We start from the raw sequence: 16,565 nt of genomic DNA on the forward strand, positions 1-16,565 counted from the left end.
TCGCCGGATGCCGACCTCCGACGCCGACCTGCTCGCCGGCAGGCACGTGGTCTTCCTCAGCTGGCGCGACACGGGCAACCCGGAGGGCGGCGGCGCCGAGCGGTACCTCGAGAAGATGGCCGCCGGGCTCGCCGCCCGGGGTGTGGGTGTCACGGTCTTCAGCGCGGCGTACGCCGGCGCCGCCCCCGACGAGGTCGTCGACGGCGTGCGCTACGTACGCCGCGGCTCGAAGCTCACGGTCTACCTCCAGGGCATGCGGCTGCTCGCCCTGCGGCGCTTCGGGCGCGTGGACGCCGTGGTCGACGTGCAGAACGGGCTGCCGTTCTTCTCGGCCCTCGTCACCCGCCGGCCGGTGATCGTCCTGGTGCACCACGTCCACCGCGAGCAGTGGCCCGTCGTCTACCCGGGGGCCACCGGCCGGGTCGGCTGGTGGATCGAGAGCAGGTTCGCGCCGTACCTGTACCGGCGCAAGCAGTACGTCGTGGTCTCCCGGGCGACCCGGGACGAGCTGCGGGGGCTCGGGGTGCACGGCCCCCGGGTGGCGGTGGTGCACAACGGCACCGACCCGGTCGTCACCGTGGACGCCCGCAAGACCGCGAACCCCTCGATCTGCGTCGTCGGCCGCCTCGTCCCGCACAAGCAGGTCGAGCACGCGGTGGACGCGGTGCTGGCCCTGCGCCCCGAGTTCCCGGACCTGCGCCTGCGGATCGTGGGCAGTGGCTGGTGGGACGCCGAGCTGCGGCGCTACGTGCAGGAGCGCGGCGGGTGCGACGCGGTGGTCTTCGAGGGGCACGTGACGGAGGTCCGCAAGCAGGAGATCTACGAGGAGTCGTGGGTGATGGCGCTGCCCTCGGTCAAGGAGGGCTGGGGCCTGGTGGTGGGCGAGGCGGCCGCCCACGGGACCCCCACGGTGGCCTACTCCGGCGCCGGGGGCACCCGCGAGTCGATCGTGCACGGCGTGTCAGGCGTGCTCGTGGAGACCGCGGAGGAGTTCACCGCCGCGATCCGCGACCTGCTGGCCGACGCCGAGCGCAGGCGGGAGCTCGCGGACGGGGCGCGCCGGCACAGCGTCCGGTTCAGCTGGGGGCACTCCCAGTCGGCCTTCGCACACGTCGTCGCGTCGGCCCTGAGAGGTGAGAAGGTCGACAGTCAGGACGCCGTCGAGGAGTGAGGACTACGGGGCGGTGCCGTAGTCGATGACGGGCTCGCTCACGTTGGCCGGCGACTGGCCGGGGCCATCGGTCTGCGACTCGATCACGCCGATCAGCGTGACGCCCGCCAGGGTGCCGCCGACGACCATGCCGACGACGGACATCAAAATTGGGTTCACTTCTTCGATCCTCCCTCTCCTGGCGAAAAATTATCACCTCGGAGGTCATCGGCCGGCATCAACAGGCCTTCTTCGCCAACCCGCGGTAAGGAGCGCCGCCAGCGGCAGGGCCAGGAAGGCCAGCCAGCCGATCCCCGCCGCCACCCACCAGGTCACCGGAACCGCACGACGGTGCACCGGTACGTCGAGTCGCACGACGTCCAGCTCGGGCCCGTCGTGGATCGTGGTGCCGGCCACCGGCGCGTCGTACTCCGGGGTCGTCGTCACCCCGTGCTCGCGCACGACCAGGCCGATGCCCAGCTCACCGAGCCGCTCCGCCCGGGCCGCCGGGTCGGGAAGCCGCAGGGCGGCGAGCACGGCGGGAACCCGCGGGTCCTCCCCCGCCAGCACCCGGCCCGAGACGCTCAGCTGGTCGCTGGCGAGGTAGTCGGGGGTGAGGAAGCGCCCGGTGGGGTCGAGCACCTTGCGGCCGTCGTTCCACGCCGGGGCCCGGTAGGCGGTGAACGGCAGCACCAGGAGGTCGCCGTCCGCGTCGCTGCGCACGACGGACTCCCGGGCGCGGGAGTAGTCGTCGGGGTAGGACACGGCGTGGAGGTTGCGGCCGAGCCCCCAGGCGACGTCGGGCAGCAGCGCCAGGGGCAGCAGCGCGGCGGTCACGGCGACCAGGACGCGGGGACCGCGCTCGTGCCAGTGCGCCGCGAGCCGCTCGACCGCGGCCGCCACCAGGGCAGCCGTCAGCGGTGCGCAGAGTGCCAGGGCCCGGCTGCCGTCCCGCAGCAGGCCACCGCCCGGCACGTGGCTGGCGACCCAGCCGGCCGCGCCCGGAGCTGCCCACGTGGACAGCGCCACGGCGTACCCGACCACCCACAGCGCCACCAGGGACCCGCAGGTGCGCGCCCCCAGCCGCCGTCGGAGCGGACGGAAGCCGTACGCCGCCGCGGCCAGCACCGCCGCGGTGGCCAGCACGACGGTCGGCAGGATCCCACGGGAGCCCGGGACCACCTCGGCGTTCCAGATCCCACCCAGGGTCAGCGCCATCACCGGCCCGGGCAGCGACCCCTCGTCGCCGAGCCCGAAGACCGACCCCGCCCCGCTCGAGGTCGCGTCGGACACGTGCAGCAGTCCCGTGACCAGCCACGGCGCGTTGGCCGCGAGGCAGAGCAGCACCATCAGGGCGCCCCGGCGCCGGTCCCGGCGGGACAACCCCGGCACCAGCAGCGCGAGCGAGGACATCAGGCCGGTGCTCGCGCTCAGGCAACCCAGCGGCAGCAGCAGGAGCAGCCTCGGGCCGACCCGCCCGCCCTCGCGTAGCCGGGCTCCCTCGAGCACCAGCCAGGGCAGCACGGCGTACCCGAGCAGGACCGGCCAGTGGCCGATCCAGAGCCGTTCGACCACGAACGGGTTCCAGAGGAACACGCTGACGGCCGCGCACCGCGCCGCCACGGTGCCGTCGACCAGCCGGAGGATGCCGAACCCGGCCAGCACCAGGCCGCCGAGCAGCACCAGCTTCTGGAGCAGCATGCCGCTCAGGACCGTGTCGAGCACGGAGACGACCGCGTCGGAGGGCACCGCCCTCGGCAGCCCGGTGCCCAGCCCCAGGAAGTCCGACCGCAGGGCGAGGTCGGGGACCCAGACCATGTCGTAGGTCAGCACGTAGCCGACCCCCAACGCCGGGCCCAGCAGCAGCACGGGCAGGAGGACGGCCCACGCGCCGGGGAGGTACCTGGTCACGAGGCTTCGCCGGTCAGAGGGGAAGTCGCCGGAACAGCGGGCGCGGTACGTGCCGCAGGCCGGACATGACACCGCGCAGCGCCGTCGGCACCCACACCAGGTCGTCGCGCCGGGCGACGCCCTTCACCACCGCGTCCGCGACCTGCTCGGCGGTCACCGACAGGGGGGCCGGACCACGACCCTGCGTCATCTTGGTGTGGACGAACCCGGGACGCACCACCAGCACGCGCGCGCCGCTGCCGCGCAGCGCCTCGCCCAGCCCGAGGTAGAACCCGTCCATCCCCGCCTTGGTGGAGCCGTAGACGAAGTTCGACCGGCGCACCCGCTCCCCGGCGACCGAGGAGAGCGCGACGATCACGCCGTGACCCTGCCGCCGCATCACGTCCGCCAGGCAGACCCCCACGCTGACGGCACCGACGTAGTTCACGCGGGCCAGCTCGACGGCGGCGTCGTGGTCCTGCCAGGCCCGCTCCTCGTCGCCCAGCAGGCCGAACGCCACCAGGGCGACGTCGATGTCCCGCTCCTGCGCGAGCGAGGCGATCAGGTCGGGGTGCTCGTCGGTCCGCTCGGCGTCGAAGTCGACCACCTGCGCGGAGAGCCCGAGCTCCTCGACCCGGGCGGCGGCCCGGTCCCGGCGCGGCCCGGGGCGGGCCGCGAGGACCACGTGGGGGCGGCAGGTCCGGGCCCACGCGGCGACGACCGCCTGCGCGATGTCGCTGGTGCCGCCGAGGAGCAGCACCGTCTGGGGCTGGCCGAGCGCGTTGATCATCGTCTCTCCCTCACGTGGGTCACAGCTCCAGCCGCCGCGACAGGTCGGACCGGAACACCCGCGCGGGGTCGACCCGGCGGCGTACGGCCAGGAAGTCGTCGACGCGGGGGTACATCTCGCGCAGGCGCGCCGGTCCCACGCGGGCGTCCTTCGCCAGGTAGACGCGGCCGCCCACGCCCACGACCAGCTCGTCGAGCTCCTCGAGCAGCGTGGCCAGGCCCGGGTGGGCAGGCAGGTCCAGGGCCAGGGTCCACCCGGCCATCGGAAACGAGAGCAGGCCGGGGTCGCCCGGGCCGAAGCGCTTGAGCACGGAGAGGAACGACGCGTGGCCCTGGCCGGAGATCCGTTCGACGATCCGCGTCATGGTCTCCTCGGCGTCGTCGGGGACCACGCACTGGTACTGCACGAAGCCGCGGGGACCGTAGAGCCGGTTCCAGGCCCCGACCCCGTCGAGCGGGTGGAAGAACGACGCGATCGACTGGATCTCGCCGCTGCGGTGCCGGGGTGCCTTGTGGAACCAGGCCTCGTTGAAGGCGCGCACCGTGGCGGGGCGGACCAGCCCCCCGGGCAGGCGGCGCGGGGCCGCCAGCCGGGGGCGTCCGGGTGGCGACAGCGGGTGCCGTGCGGCCCGGCCGGCCAACTCGCCCCGGGTGGCGTGCTCGCCCTGGGAGAGCACCGAGCGTCCCATGCTCCGACCGCGGGCCAGGGTGTCGATCCAGGCGACCGAGTAGGTGAAGCCCGCGTCGGTGGAGCGCATCGCGGCCATCGCGGCGTCGAGGTCCGGGAGCCGGGTCGTCGTCACGGACATGGACGAGGTCTCCACCGGGATCGTGCGCAGCTCGGCGCGGGTGATCACGCCGGTGAGTCCCATCCCGCCCACGGTGGCCCAGAACAGCTCCGGGTCGCGGTCGGGCCCGAGGGTCCGGGTCGCTCCGTCCGCGGTGACGAGGTCGAGCGACACGACGTGCTCGCCGAAGCTGCCGGCCACGTGGTGGCTCTTCCCGTGCACGTCGCAGGCGATGGCACCACCCACGGTGACGTAGCGCGTGCCGGGGGTGACCGGGAGGAACAGTCCGCGGGGCAGCAGCTCGACCATCAGGTCGTGCAGGCTGGTGCCCGCGGCGACCCGGACCACGCCCGCGGTGGCGTCCACCTCGAGGGGTCCCGGCACCGGGAGCAGCACGTCCCCGCCGGCGTTCTGGGCCGGGTCACCGTAGGAGCGGCCCAGCCCCCGCGCGATCAGTCCGCGGGCACCGGCACGTCGTACCGCCTCCGGGACGCCGGCCGCGTCCGAGCGGATCGTGGCAGCCACCGTCGGGGCGGTCCGGCCCCAGCCGGTGAGCTCGTGCGGCTCAGACATCGACCACTCCCAGCGAGAGCAGCACCAGCCAGACCAGGCCGATCGCCTGGAGCAGCCGGTCCCCCCACACGATGTCCTCCGGCTCGGCGGCCTCCCCCGCGTCGATGTCCACGGCGTACCGCAGCAGCCCGACGACGAAGGGGACGATCGACAACGTGTGCCAGGGGACCTCGGAGTCCCCGTTGTTCTCGAAGGCCCACAGGCAGTACGCCGTGATGGTGGCGGCCGCCGCGATGCTCCACACGAAGCGCAGGTAGGTGTCGGTGTAGCGCACCAGGGAGCGCCGGGTCCCCGCCTCGCTGCCCAGGGTGTGCAGCTCGGAGTAGCGCTTGCCGGCCACGATGAAGAGCGAGCCGAACCCGGCCACCAGCAGGAACCAGTCGGAGATCGGCAGGCCCGCCGCCAGACCGCCGGCGACCGCGCGCATCAGGAAGCCGCTCGTGACCAGGGTGATGTCGAGCACCGGCTCGTGCTTGAGCCAGCAGGAGTAGAGCACCTGGGCCGCGAGGTAGGACACCAGCAGCACGCCCAGCTCCCAGGAGGTGAGGAAGCCGGCCACGAGACCGGCCGCCATCAGGAGCGCGGCGACGACCAGCGCCACCGGCACCGCGAGCTCGCCCGCCGCGATCGGCCGCAGCCTCTTGCGCGGGTGCAGCCGGTCGGCCTGCACGTCCGCGCAGTCGTTGACCAGGTAGATCGCCGAGGACACCAGGCAGAACGCCACGAAGGCGACCAGCGTCGGGCCCAGCACGCCGGGCTCGGCGATCTGGCCCGCGGCGAGGGGGGCCGCGACCACCAGGAGGTTCTTGGTCCACTGCTTCGGCCGCATCGACCGGAGCACGGCGCCAAAGAGACTCACGCGGCGGAGTCTAGGCGCCGAGACACTCCGGGGCGGCGCTCCGGGCGCGTGGCGTGCACGGTGGCCCACTACGCTCCGTCCCGTGCTCTCCCGATCCGGCCGTCTCGGCTCGCTGCTGAGCGGAGGCGGATCGATCGCCGTCGCGATGGGCATCATGAACGTCGCGACCTACGGCTTCACGATGATCGCGGCGCGCCTGCTCGGCCCCCAGTCGTACGGCGCGCTGGCGGCGCTGATGGCCACGCTGCTCGTCATCACGGTGCTCCAGCTGGGGCTGCAGGCCACCGCGGCCCGCAGGATCTCCGCCGAGCCGGAGCACGTGGCCCAGATCGAGCGCACGATCCTGGGGGTGACCTACCGGGCGGCGCTCGCCCTCGCGGTGCTGCTGCTGGTCCTGGCCCCGCTCGTCAACCGGCTGCTCCGCCTGGACAGCCTGCCGACCGCGGCCCTGGTGGCCGTCGCGTCGGTGCCGTTCACGATCATGGGCGGGCAGGCCGGCATCCTCCAGGGTGAACGACGCTGGGCGGCACTCTCGGTCCTCTACGTCCTCAGCGGCGTGCCCCGGCTGGTGATCGGCACCGCCCTGATCTGGTGGCAGCCCAGCGAGACCAGCGCCCTGCTCGGCACCGCCCTCGGCGCGGTGGCGCCGGTCGTGGCCGGCTGGTGGTTCCTGCGTCGCGCGCGCGACCCCGGCCTCGGCAGCGAGACGCACGGCTTCCGCCGGGTGATCTTCGAGACGGCGCGCAACTCCCAGGCCCTGTTCGCGTTCTTCGCGCTCTCGAACGTCGACGTCATCGTGGCGCGCAACGTGCTGCCCTCGCACGATGCGGGCCTGTACGCCGGCGGCCTGATCCTGACCAAGGCGGTCCTGTTCCTGCCCCAGTTCGTCGTGGTCGTGGCGTTCCCGTCGATGTCCACCATCGCCGAGCGGCGCCGCGCCCTGACCCTGAGCCTGGTCTCCGTGCTCGGGATCGGCGCCGCGGTGACGCTGGGGGCGGCGGTGCTCCCGCAGCTGGCCCTCGTGTTCGTCGGTGGGCAGGACTACACCGAGATCTCCGACAACCTCGCCGCCTTCGCGGTGCTGGGCACCGTGCTCTCGATGCTCCAGCTGCTCGTCTACTCCGTGCTGGCCCGCCAGGCCCACCGCTCGGTGCTGCTGGTGTGGCTGGCCCTGGTGGTGGTGGTCGGCCTCGGACTGCTCACCTCGGAGTTCGAGCAGCTCCTCGCCGTCGTGATCGCGGTCGACTCCGCACTGTTCGCCGTGCTGCTGGTGCTGAGCCTGCAGCGGACCCGGGTGATCACCGAGGCCTGATCAGTGGGCGGCCTCGTGCCAGCTCCGGCCGGTGCCGACGGACACGTCCAGCGGCACGGCGAGGTCAGCGGCGCCGCCCATCTGGGCGCGCACCAGGGCGTCGAGGGTCTCGCGCTCCCCCGGCGCCACCTCGAACACGAGCTCGTCGTGGACCTGGAGGAGCATCCGCGAACGCAGGCCGGCCTCGGCGATCGCCCGGTCGACATTGAGCATCGCCACCTTGATCAGGTCGGCGGCCGACCCCTGGATGGGCGCGTTCAGCGCCATCCGCTCGGCCATCTCGCGACGCTGGCGGTTGTCGCTGGTGAGGTCGGGCAGGTAGCGGCGCCGGCCCCAGATCGTCTCGGTGAAGCCGGAGCGCCGCGCCTCGTCCACGACCCCGGCGAGGTAGTCGCGCACCCCGCCGAAGGTCTGGAAGTACTCGTCCATCAGCCCGCGCGCCTCGCCGGGCTCGATCCGCAGCTGCTGGCTCAGCCCGAAGGCCGACAGGCCGTAGGCGAGGCCGTAGTTCATCGCCTTGATCTTGGCGCGCATCTCGACCGTCACCTCCTCGGCCGGCACGTCGAAGACCCTCGCTGCGGTGATCGAGTGGAAGTCCTGCCCGGACCGGAAGGCCTCGATGAGCAGCGCGTCCTCGGAGAGGTGCGCCATGATCCGCATCTCGATCTGGCTGTAGTCGGCGGTCAGCAGGCACTCGTAGGCCTCGCCGTCGAGGCTCTGCCCCACGACGAACGCCTCGCGGATCCGCCGACCCTCCTCGGTGCGGATCGGGATGTTCTGCAGGTTGGGGTCGGTGCTGGAGAGCCGTCCGGTCGCGGCGATCAGCTGGTTGAACGTCGTGTGGATACGGCCGTCGCCGGCCACGGTCTTGAGCAGGCCCTCGATGGTCTGCCGGAGCCGGCTGACGTCGCGGTGCCGCAGCAGCGCGAGCAGGAACGGGTGCTCGGTCTTGACGTAGAGCTGCTGCAGCGCGTCCGCGTCGGTGGTGTAGCCGGTCTTGGTGCGCTTGGTCTTCGGCATGTCCAGCTCGTCGAAGAGCACGACCTGGAGCTGCTTGGGCGAGCCGAGGTTGATCTCCTTGCCGATCACGTCGAACGCCTCGTCGGCGGCCTTCTTCACCTCGCCCGCGAAGTGGCTCTCCAGGCTCTCGAGCCGGTCGACGTCGACCGCGATACCGGTGCGCTCCAGCTGCGCGAGCAGGTGGACCAGCGGGAGCTCGATCTCGGCGAGCAGCTGCGCCCCGCCGTGCTGCTCGATCGCCTCGTCCAGCGCGTCCGCGAGGTCGAGGACCGCGCGGGCGTGCAGCATCGCGGTCTCCGCCGCGCCGGTGTCGGCGCCCTCGAGGCTGTCGAGGGTGAGCTGGCCGCTGTCGGCCACCTCCTGCTTCAGCTCGCGCTTGAGGTAGCGCAGCGTCAGGTCGGCGAGGTCGTAGGAGCGCTGGTCGGGGCGCACGAGGTACGCCGCCAGCGCGGTGTCGCTCACCAGGCCGTCGAGCGACCAGCCCCGCGCCGACAGCGCCAGCATCGGCCCCTTGGCGTCGTGGAGCACCTTGGGGGCGCCGGCGTCCGCGAACCAGGCCGCGACCGCGGCGTCGTCCTCGGGCGTGACCTCGGCCGCATCGAACCACGCGGCGGTGCCGTCCGGCGCGGCCAGCGCGACCGACCAGACCTCGCCGGTGCCGGCGCGCCACGCCCCCTGGATGGCCACCCCGGTCCGCGCGCTCGCGTCACGGGCGTGGGACGCCAGCCAGCCGGCGACCTCACCGGCACCCAGCCGGGCGCCCGCCATCTCGAAGCCGGAGTCGTCGATGACCTCCTCCGACTGGAGGGTCTCGAAGAGCCGGTCGCGCAGCACCCGGAACTCCAGGCTGTCGAAGAGCGTGTGCACCTCCTGCCGATCCCAGGGGCGCACCGCGAGGTCGACGGGGTGCAGCTCGAGCTCGAGGTCGCGCACGAGGGCGTTGAGCCGGCGGTTGCGGATCACCTCACCGAGGTGTGCGCGCAGGTTGTCGCCCGCCTTGCCCTTGATCTCGTCGGCGTGCGTGATGACGTTGTCGAGGCCGTCGTACTGGGTGATCCACTTCGCGGCGGTCTTGGGACCGACGCCGGGGACGCCGGGCAGGTTGTCGGAGTCCTCCCCCACCAGCGCCGCGAGCTCGGGGTAGCGGTGCGGCGGTACGCCGTACTTGGTCTCGACGGCGTCGGGGGTCATCCGGGCCAGGTCGGAGACGCCGCGCATCGGGTAGAGCACCGTCGAGTGGTCGGTCACCAGCTGCAGGCTGTCCCGGTCGCCGGTGAGGATCAGCACGTCGAGGTCGTCCGCGAGGGCCTGGGTGACGAGCGTGGCGATGATGTCGTCGGCTTCGTACCCCTCCTTCTTCAGGAAGGGGACCCGGAGCGCGTCGAGGACCTCCTCGATGAGCGGCAGCTGGCTCTTGAACTCGTCGGGGGTCTTGTTGCGCTTGGCCTTGTACTCCGGGTACTCGTCCATCCGGAAGCCCTGCCGGGAGACGTCGAAGGCGACCGCGAGGTGCGTCGGCTGCTCGTCGCGGAGCACGTTGATGAGCATCGAGGTGAAGCCGTAGACGGCGTTGGTGTGCTGACCCGTCGTCGTGGAGAAGTTCTCCACCGGGAGCGCGAAGAACGCCCGGTAGGCCAGCGAGTGGCCGTCGAGCAGCAGCAGGCGCGGGCGGTCGGGGTTGGTCGGGGTGGCGGCGAGCTCAGGCACGGCGCGACTCTATCCGGCGCCGGGGACGGTCCTCGGGCCGGTGAGGGCGTCGGCAACAATGGCGCCATGCCCCACGACAAGACCGACAAGACCGACGAGACCACCGCGTCCGCTGTCGGCATCCCCGTCGACGACTTCATCTCCGCGATGCCCCAGGGCATGGGCAGCCTGAACGAACGGATGGGCATCGAGCTCGTCGAGGTCTCGGCCGAGCGGGTCGTCGCGACGATGCCGGTCGAGGGGAACACCCAGCCCTACGGCCTGCTGCACGGCGGCGCCTCCGTGGTGCTCGCGGAGACCCTCGGCTCGGTCGGGTCCGCCGCGCACGCGCACCCGGACCGGCTCTCGGTCGGCGTCGACATCAACGCCACCCACCACCGCTCGGCGAGGTCCGGACTGGTGACGGGTGTCGCCACCGCCGTGCACCTCGGCCGGAGCACCGCGACCTACGAGGTCGTGATCTCCGACGAGAGCGGCCGCCGGCTGTGCACGTCCCGGATCACCTGTGCGCTGATCCCGCGGGAGAAGCTCAGCGGCTGAGCCGGCTCCTCGCTCAGCCCTGTGCGTCGCCGACCGGCGATGCCTGGTTCTTGCGCATCGACCGCCTGGCCGCGAGGACCTGCGTGAGCTGTCGTCCGCCGGCACGCTGCGCCGACGGGCGCTGGGCGGTGAGCTTGGAGCGTACGGCGTGGGTCGTCGCCACGCGCAGCACGGCCTGCGGCCCCAGCGAGAGCCTCGCCATGAACCGGTTCGCGTCCCGGGAGCCGGAGGCGGCGGCGGTCGCCACGTGGCCGATGCCGAGGTCCTCGGCGAAGGAGACGGCCGAGTCCATGAGTGCCCGGCCGACCCCGTGCCGGCGGAAGTCGGGGAAGACGTGCGGGGAGACGGCCAGCACCGCGGGCTCGAGGTTGAGCGGGGTCATCGTGGTGACGCAGAGGTGGACCGCCCCGGCGACCTCACCGTCGTACTCAGCGACCACGACGCGCTCGTCCGTCGCGCCGGCGGCGCGCTCGATGATCGAGAGCAGGTCCGCGGCCTGCTCCTCGTGGTCACCGCGCCGCAGCACCTCGGCCCAGAGCTCGGCCAGCCGGGATGCGTCGGAGGGCATCGCGCAGCGCAGCGTCACCAGGGAGCGGGTCATCTCGTCGTGAGCCTTTCGGGCGGTCCTGCCGTGCCGGCCGCGCCTCTTGGTCCCCCGAGCGCGACTCCAGACCGCGAGACTACGCTCATGCCTCCCGACCTGTCAGAGGAGTCCCGTGTTCCCCGGTATCGGCACGGCCGTCAACGTCGCGACGGTGCTGGTCGGATCGACCGTCGGAGTGGTGCTGGGGAACCGGCTGCCGGTCCGGACGCGCGACGTCGTGACCGACTCCCTCGGCCTGGTGACGCTGCTCATCGCGGGCACCTCCGCCGTGGCGGTCCTCGACTCCGACCTGTCCGACGCGGTCGGCTCGAGCGCCCCGATGCTGGTGGTGCTCGGCTCGCTCCTGCTCGGCGGGATCCTCGGCTCGCTGCTGCGCCTCGAGCAGCGGGTGGAGTCGTTCGGCGGCTGGCTCCAGACCCGGCTCGCCGGTGACGCCGGGTCGGTCGAGCGGCACCGTTTCATCGAGGGGTTCGTCACCGCGTCGCTGCTGTTCTGCACCGGCCCGCTGACGATCCTCGGCTCCCTGAACGACGGCCTGGGCAACGGCGCGGACCAGCTCTTCCTCAAGGCGGTCCTCGACGGCTTCGCCGCGATCGCGTTCGCTGCCTCCTTCGGCTGGGGCGTCGCCGCGAGCGCGATCACCGTCATCGCCGTCCAGGGCAGCCTGACCGTGGTCGGCTTCCTGCTCGGTGACGTGCTGCCCGCGCCGCACCTCGCCGCCCTGACCGCTACCGGAGGACTGCTGCTGGTCGGGGTCGCCCTGCGGCTGCTGCGGGTGCGGGAGATCCCCGTCGCGGACCTGCTCCCCGCGCTGGTCTTCGCGCCACTACTCGTGCAGCTCGCGGCGTGGATTCATTGACGTAACGGTTCGGTCACGACAGGGTGCGCTGCATCCCGAGGCCCTGCACACGGTCCTACCGTGTCAGGGCCTGCCCAACCTCTCGGGGGACGGGTTGCGGTGAAGTGCACCGAATCGCGACAGAAAGGTTCACCAAGTGAATCGATCCAGAACCGCCACGTGGGGCAGGCTGATGGCCGGCACCGCCGTACTCAGCCTGGCCCTGACCGCCTGTGGGTCCGACAACTCCTCCGAGGGCAGTGCTTCGGACAACCCGTCGTCCACGGGATCCGACAGCAGCTCCTCGAGCGACAACTTCACCAACGACAAGTGCTCCGGTGGCCAGACGAGTGCCAACGCCCTCCGGGTCGGCGGCATCCTGCCGCTCACCGGAAACCTGGCGTTCCTCGGTCCCCCGGAGGTCGCTGGCGTGGGTCTCGCTGTCTCGGACATCAACGCCGCGGGCGGCGTGGACGGCGCCAAGGCCTGCCACGACATCCAGGACTCCGGCGACTCGACCGACATGTCGGTCTCCACGTCCTCGGCCGGCACGCTCGTCGCCAACAAGCCGTCGATCGTGGTCGGCGCCGCCTCCTCCAGCGTGTCGCTGAACGTGGTCGACACGTTCGCCGACAACAAGATCGTCGAGGTCTCCCCCGCCAACACCGCGGTGGACCTGAGCGGCTACTCGCCGTACTACTTCCGTACCGCTCCGCCGGACGGCATCCAGGGCAACGCCCTCGGCACGCTGATCAGCACCGACGGCTACCAGAAGGTCGCGTTCCTGGTGTTCAACGACACCTACGGCACCGGCCTGCGCAACGCGGTCCAGCAGACCGTGGAGTCCTCCGGTGGCGAGTGCGTGTACGGCTGCAAGGGTGACGGCGACGAGTTCCCGGCCGGCCAGACGACGTTCTCGTCCGAGGTCGGCGCCGCGCTCGCGTCCAAGCCCGACGCCATCGTCGTGCTCGCCTTCGACGAGACCAAGCAGATCGTCCCCGAGCTCGCCTCGCAGGGCTGGGACATGTCGAAGACCTACTTCTCCGACGGCAACACGGCCGACTACAGCGACACCTTCGAGGCCGGCACCCTCGAGGGCGCCCAGGGCACCATCCCCGGCGCTGACCCCGACCGGACCTTCAAGGACCGGCTCAGTGGCTGGGCCGAGAAGGGCGAGGGCAAGGCGCTGACCGACTTCGCCTACGGCGCGGAGTCCTACGACGCCACGATCCTCGCCGCCCTGGCTGCGGTGAAGGGTGGTGCCACCGACCCCGAGACGATCCAGAAGAACTACGCGGCCGTCTCCGGTGCCACCGACGGCGAGGAGTGCAAGACCTACGCCGACTGCGTCAAGCTGCTCGAGGACGGCAAGGAGATCCGGTACGCCGGACCTTCGGGCATCGGTCCGATCAACGACAAGAACGACCCGTCGTCGGCCTTCATCGGCATCTACACCTTCAACGGCGACAACAAGAACGAGCTGACCAACTCGGTGGAGGGTTCCTCCTGATCCCGACGCTCGTGTGAACCACACGGAAGGGCCCCGGACCACTCGGTCCGGGGCCCTTCTGCGTGTCTGCCGGGCGGTCGAGCGTCAGGCGTGCTCGGTGCGCTCCTCCTCGACGTCCTCGGCCAGGGTGCCGAGGTACAGCTCGACGACCTTGGGGTCGTTGGCGAGCTCGCGGCCGGTGCCGGTGTAGGCGTCGCGGCCCTGGTCGAGCACGTAGCCGCGGTCGCAGATCTGCAGGCAGCGCCGGGCGTTCTGCTCCACCATCACCACGCACACGCCGGTCTTGTTGATCCTGCGGGTGCGCAGGAACGTCTCGTCCTGCCGCACCGGGGACAGGCCGGCCGAGGGCTCGTCGAGCAGCAGCACCGACGGCTCCATCATCAGTGCCCGGGCCATGGCGAGGGACTGCCGCTCACCTCCGGAGAGCGCACCGGCCCGCTGGTTGCGGCGGTCGTGCAGGACCGGGAACAGGTCCCACATCGCCGCCAGCCGCTCGGTGATCTTCTTGGGGCGCATGAACAGCCCCATCCGGAGGTTCTCCTCGATCGTGAGCGTCGGGAAGACGTTGTTGGTCTGCGGCACGAAGCCGACGCCCATCTCGACCAGCCGGTTGGTCCTGGCGTTGGTGATGTCGCGGTCGCCGAGCATGACGGTGCCGGAGTGGACCTTGACCAGGCCGAACATGGCCTTGAGCAGCGTCGACTTGCCGGCGCCGTTCGGGCCGATGATGCCGATCATCTCGCCGGGGTAGGCCACCAGGCTGCAGCCGTTGAGGATGTTGACCCCGGGCAGGTAGCCCGCGACCACGTCCTTGGCCTCGACGACCGCCTGCTGCGTGCTGGGCTGGGGCTCTGCGCTCATGACTTGTCCTCCTGCTCGGCGGCGACCTGCTGCTCGATCTCCTCGACCACCTCGTCGGTGAGGAGCGCGTCGTCACCGAGGTCGGTGTCGTGGTGGGCGCCGAGGTAGGCGTCGATGACCGCTCTGTCGGACATGACGGAGTCGGCGGGCCCCTCGGCGACCAGCTTGCCCTCGGCCATCACGGCCACCCAGTCGGAGATGTGACGGACCACGTGCATGTCGTGCTCGACGAAGAGCACCGTGGTGCCCTCGTCGCGCAGGCTCTGGATGTGCCCGAGGAGCGACTGCGTGAGCGCGGGGTTCACGCCGGCCATGGGCTCGTCCAGCATGATCATCTTCGGGTCGCTCATCAGCGCGCGGGCCATCTCGAGGAGCTTGCGCTGGCCGCCGGACAGGCTGCCGGCGTAGTCGTCCTTCTTCTCCAGCAGCTTGAAGCGGGCCAGCAGCTCCTTGGCCTTGTCCTCGATGGCCCGCTCCTGGCCGCGCCACATCGGCTTGAAGACGCACTTGAGGAGGTTCTCCCCGGCCTGGCCCTGGGCACCGAGCATCATGTTGTCCATCACGGTCATCCGGCTCAGCGCCTTGGTGAGCTGGAACGTGCGCACCATGCCGGCCTTCGCCACGCTGGAGGCGGAGGTCTTGTCGAGGGTGGCGCCGTCGAAGGACCAGTGCGCCCCCGTCTTCGCGGAGCTGGGCCGGTCGAAGCCGGTGATCAGGTTGAAGAACGTCGTCTTGCCGGCGCCGTTCGGACCGATCAGCGCGGTGATGATCCCGCGCTGCACCTCGAGGTGCTCGACGTCGACGGCGGTCATGCCGCCGAACTGCCGGACGATGTTGTCGACCACGAGGATCGGGTCCGGCTTGGTGGAGCCCGGCGTCGTGTCGACGCCGGCCATCAACGCCCGACGGGCTGTGGGGTCGGCCAGGTCGGACCGGGCCATGGTGGACTCAGACATTGAATCGCAGCTCCCTCTTGTTCCCGAGGATTCCCTGTGGCCGGAAGATCACGATCAGCATCAGCGCGACGCCCACGACGATGAAGGAGAACTGCTCGGTCTGCTGGTTGTTCATGATGGTGTCCGGGATGTAGGCGTTGGCGACGCCCTTGATCATGATGCGCGCCGCGTAGAACAGCACGGCTCCCAGGATCGGCCCGAAGATCGTGGCCGCGCCGCCGAGCAGCAGTGCCGTGTAGCAGAAGAACGTCAGCGAGCGGCCCATGGAATCGGGCTGGACCGACGCCGGCAGCACGTAGACCATGCCGCCGAGGGCGCCGAACAGGCCGCCGATGATGAGCGCCTGCATCTTGATGGCGAAGACGTTCTTGCCGAGGCTGCGGATCGCGTCCTCGTCCTCGCGGATGCCCCGCAGGAGCCGGCCCCAGGGGCTGCGCACCAGCAGGAACACGGTGAGCGCCGAGATGGCGACCAGCAGCCACGCTGCGAACCGCACCCACCAGCCGCTGACACCGGTGTTCTGGTAGCTCGCGGGCGCCAGGAAGAACAGCAGGAACGCGGTCACCACGAACAGCCCGCCGATCCCGGCGTACCGCACCGCCGGGCTGTGCTGCGCCCCGCGGACGAGGAGCACGATCCCGGTGATGCAGGCGATCACGAGGAGCCAGCCGAGCAGCCGCACCCACACGGCGCCGCCCGCGACGTCCGCGTAGTTGAACGGGCTCAGGGTGGTGGTGCCGCCGCCGAAGAACGACAGGTCGGTGAACGGCGTGCGGTACGTGACGCCCTGGAGGCCCTGGGCCGCACCGGTGAAGTCGGTCAGCAACGCGGATCTGCCGACGTACCTGATGATCTCCGCTGCGGAGATCGTCACGATCGCCAGGTAGTCGCCCCGTAGCTTCAGGGTCGGCGCGCCCAGCACCAGCGCGAAGACGAACGCCGCGCCGAATCCGATCAGCAGGCCCGCGATCAGCGGAAGGTCGTGGCCGAGGGAGATCGCGAACCCGTAGGCACCGAGCAGCATGAAGCCCGACTGGCCGATGTTGAGCAGGCCCGTGAAGCCGAAGTGGACGTTGAGGCCGATGGCCGCGATCGCGACGGCGGCCGTCTGCGGCGAGATCGCCTCGCGCATCATCGAGTTCAGGATTGCCTGGATGGTGTCCATACC

15 protein-coding genes are annotated in these 16,565 nt (G+C 71.5%); 5 read left to right on the forward strand and 10 right to left on the reverse strand.

Features of this window, described 5'->3' with window-relative positions:
* Positions 1-7 precede the first annotated feature (7 nt).
* Entirely contained in the window at positions 8-1,171 is a 1,164-nt protein-coding gene (locus tag ABD268_RS18590) for a glycosyltransferase family 4 protein (RefSeq protein WP_344155828.1), read from the forward strand.
* Between the two features lie 3 nt (positions 1,172-1,174).
* Here ABD268_RS18590 and ABD268_RS18595 read toward each other — a convergent pair whose 3' ends face one another.
* From ABD268_RS18595 to ABD268_RS18615, 5 genes are read right to left on the reverse strand one after another with little or no spacing between them, the layout of a single operon-like run.
* Positions 1,175-1,330 carry a hypothetical protein gene (locus ABD268_RS18595; protein ID WP_344155831.1) on the reverse strand — a complete coding sequence of 52 codons (156 nt, stop codon included), beginning with the start codon at positions 1,328-1,330 and terminating at the stop codon, positions 1,175-1,177.
* Positions 1,331-1,375: 45 nt separating this feature from the next.
* Positions 1,376-3,061, reverse strand: a complete 1,686-nt coding sequence (locus ABD268_RS18600) for an MmpA family trehalose lipid delivery protein (RefSeq protein WP_344155834.1) — start codon at positions 3,059-3,061, stop codon at positions 1,376-1,378.
* A gap of 13 nt (positions 3,062-3,074) precedes the next feature.
* Positions 3,075-3,830: a decaprenylphospho-beta-D-erythro-pentofuranosid-2-ulose 2-reductase gene (gene dprE2 / locus ABD268_RS18605; RefSeq protein ID WP_344155837.1), complete on the reverse strand. Its 756-nt coding sequence runs from the start codon at positions 3,828-3,830 to the stop codon at positions 3,075-3,077.
* A 19-nt stretch (positions 3,831-3,849) separates the two neighbouring features.
* Entirely contained in the window at positions 3,850-5,190 is a 1,341-nt protein-coding gene (dprE1, locus tag ABD268_RS18610) for an FAD-binding protein (protein WP_344155840.1), read from the reverse strand.
* Positions 5,183-6,205 (reverse strand): decaprenyl-phosphate phosphoribosyltransferase, encoded by a 1,023-nt coding sequence (locus ABD268_RS18615; protein WP_425573755.1) that lies wholly within the window; start codon positions 6,203-6,205, stop codon positions 5,183-5,185. The genes dprE1 and ABD268_RS18615 overlap by 8 nt, the downstream gene beginning before the upstream one ends.
* Here ABD268_RS18615 and ABD268_RS18620 point away from each other — a divergent pair.
* Entirely contained in the window at positions 6,132-7,361 is a 1,230-nt protein-coding gene (locus ABD268_RS18620; RefSeq protein ID WP_344155846.1) for a lipopolysaccharide biosynthesis protein, read from the forward strand. The genes ABD268_RS18615 and ABD268_RS18620 overlap by 74 nt on opposite strands.
* On the opposite strand, the gene polA is transcribed toward ABD268_RS18620, so the two are convergent.
* The gene (polA, locus tag ABD268_RS18625) at positions 7,362-10,088 is read right to left on the reverse strand and encodes a DNA polymerase I (protein ID WP_344155849.1); all 2,727 of its coding nucleotides are present in this window, start codon (positions 10,086-10,088) and stop codon (positions 7,362-7,364) included.
* Positions 10,089-10,154: 66 nt separating this feature from the next.
* Here polA and ABD268_RS18630 point away from each other — a divergent pair, with 66 nt between their 5' ends.
* A complete protein-coding gene (locus tag ABD268_RS18630) occupies positions 10,155-10,628 on the forward strand; it encodes a PaaI family thioesterase (protein ID WP_344155852.1) in 474 nt (157 codons plus the stop codon).
* Positions 10,629-10,641: 13 nt separating this feature from the next.
* Here the strand turns inward: ABD268_RS18630 and ABD268_RS18635 are convergent, their stop codons facing one another.
* On the reverse strand, positions 10,642-11,229 hold the full coding sequence (locus ABD268_RS18635) for a GNAT family N-acetyltransferase (RefSeq protein ID WP_344155855.1): 588 nt from the start codon (positions 11,227-11,229) through the stop codon (positions 10,642-10,644).
* Positions 11,230-11,344: 115 nt separating this feature from the next.
* Between ABD268_RS18635 and ABD268_RS18640 the strand changes: the two genes are divergently transcribed.
* Both ABD268_RS18640 and ABD268_RS18645 read left to right on the forward strand, forming a co-directional pair.
* Positions 11,345-12,091, forward strand: a complete 747-nt coding sequence (locus tag ABD268_RS18640) for a DUF554 domain-containing protein (protein WP_344155858.1) — start codon at positions 11,345-11,347, stop codon at positions 12,089-12,091.
* Positions 12,092-12,227: 136 nt separating this feature from the next.
* Positions 12,228-13,580, forward strand: a complete 1,353-nt coding sequence (locus tag ABD268_RS18645; RefSeq protein WP_344155860.1) for an ABC transporter substrate-binding protein — start codon at positions 12,228-12,230, stop codon at positions 13,578-13,580.
* A gap of 84 nt (positions 13,581-13,664) precedes the next feature.
* Here the strand turns inward: ABD268_RS18645 and ABD268_RS18650 are convergent, their stop codons facing one another.
* Genes ABD268_RS18650 through ABD268_RS18660 form a run of 3 tightly spaced genes read right to left on the reverse strand, consistent with a single transcriptional unit; the run spans position 13,665 to position 16,562 of the window.
* A complete protein-coding gene (locus ABD268_RS18650) occupies positions 13,665-14,441 on the reverse strand; it encodes an ABC transporter ATP-binding protein (protein WP_344155862.1) in 777 nt (258 codons plus the stop codon).
* A complete protein-coding gene (locus ABD268_RS18655) occupies positions 14,438-15,397 on the reverse strand; it encodes an ABC transporter ATP-binding protein (protein ID WP_344155864.1) in 960 nt (319 codons plus the stop codon). Before ABD268_RS18655 ends, ABD268_RS18650 begins: the two co-directional genes overlap by 4 nt.
* Positions 15,390-16,562, reverse strand: coding sequence for a branched-chain amino acid ABC transporter permease (locus tag ABD268_RS18660; protein ID WP_344155867.1), 1,173 nt, complete (start codon positions 16,560-16,562; stop codon positions 15,390-15,392). Before ABD268_RS18660 ends, ABD268_RS18655 begins: the two co-directional genes overlap by 8 nt.
* Positions 16,563-16,565: the final 3 nt, after the last annotated feature.

Source organism: Nocardioides koreensis (assembly GCF_039531775.1).
Lineage (GTDB): Bacteria > Actinomycetota > Actinomycetes > Propionibacteriales > Nocardioidaceae > Nocardioides > Nocardioides koreensis.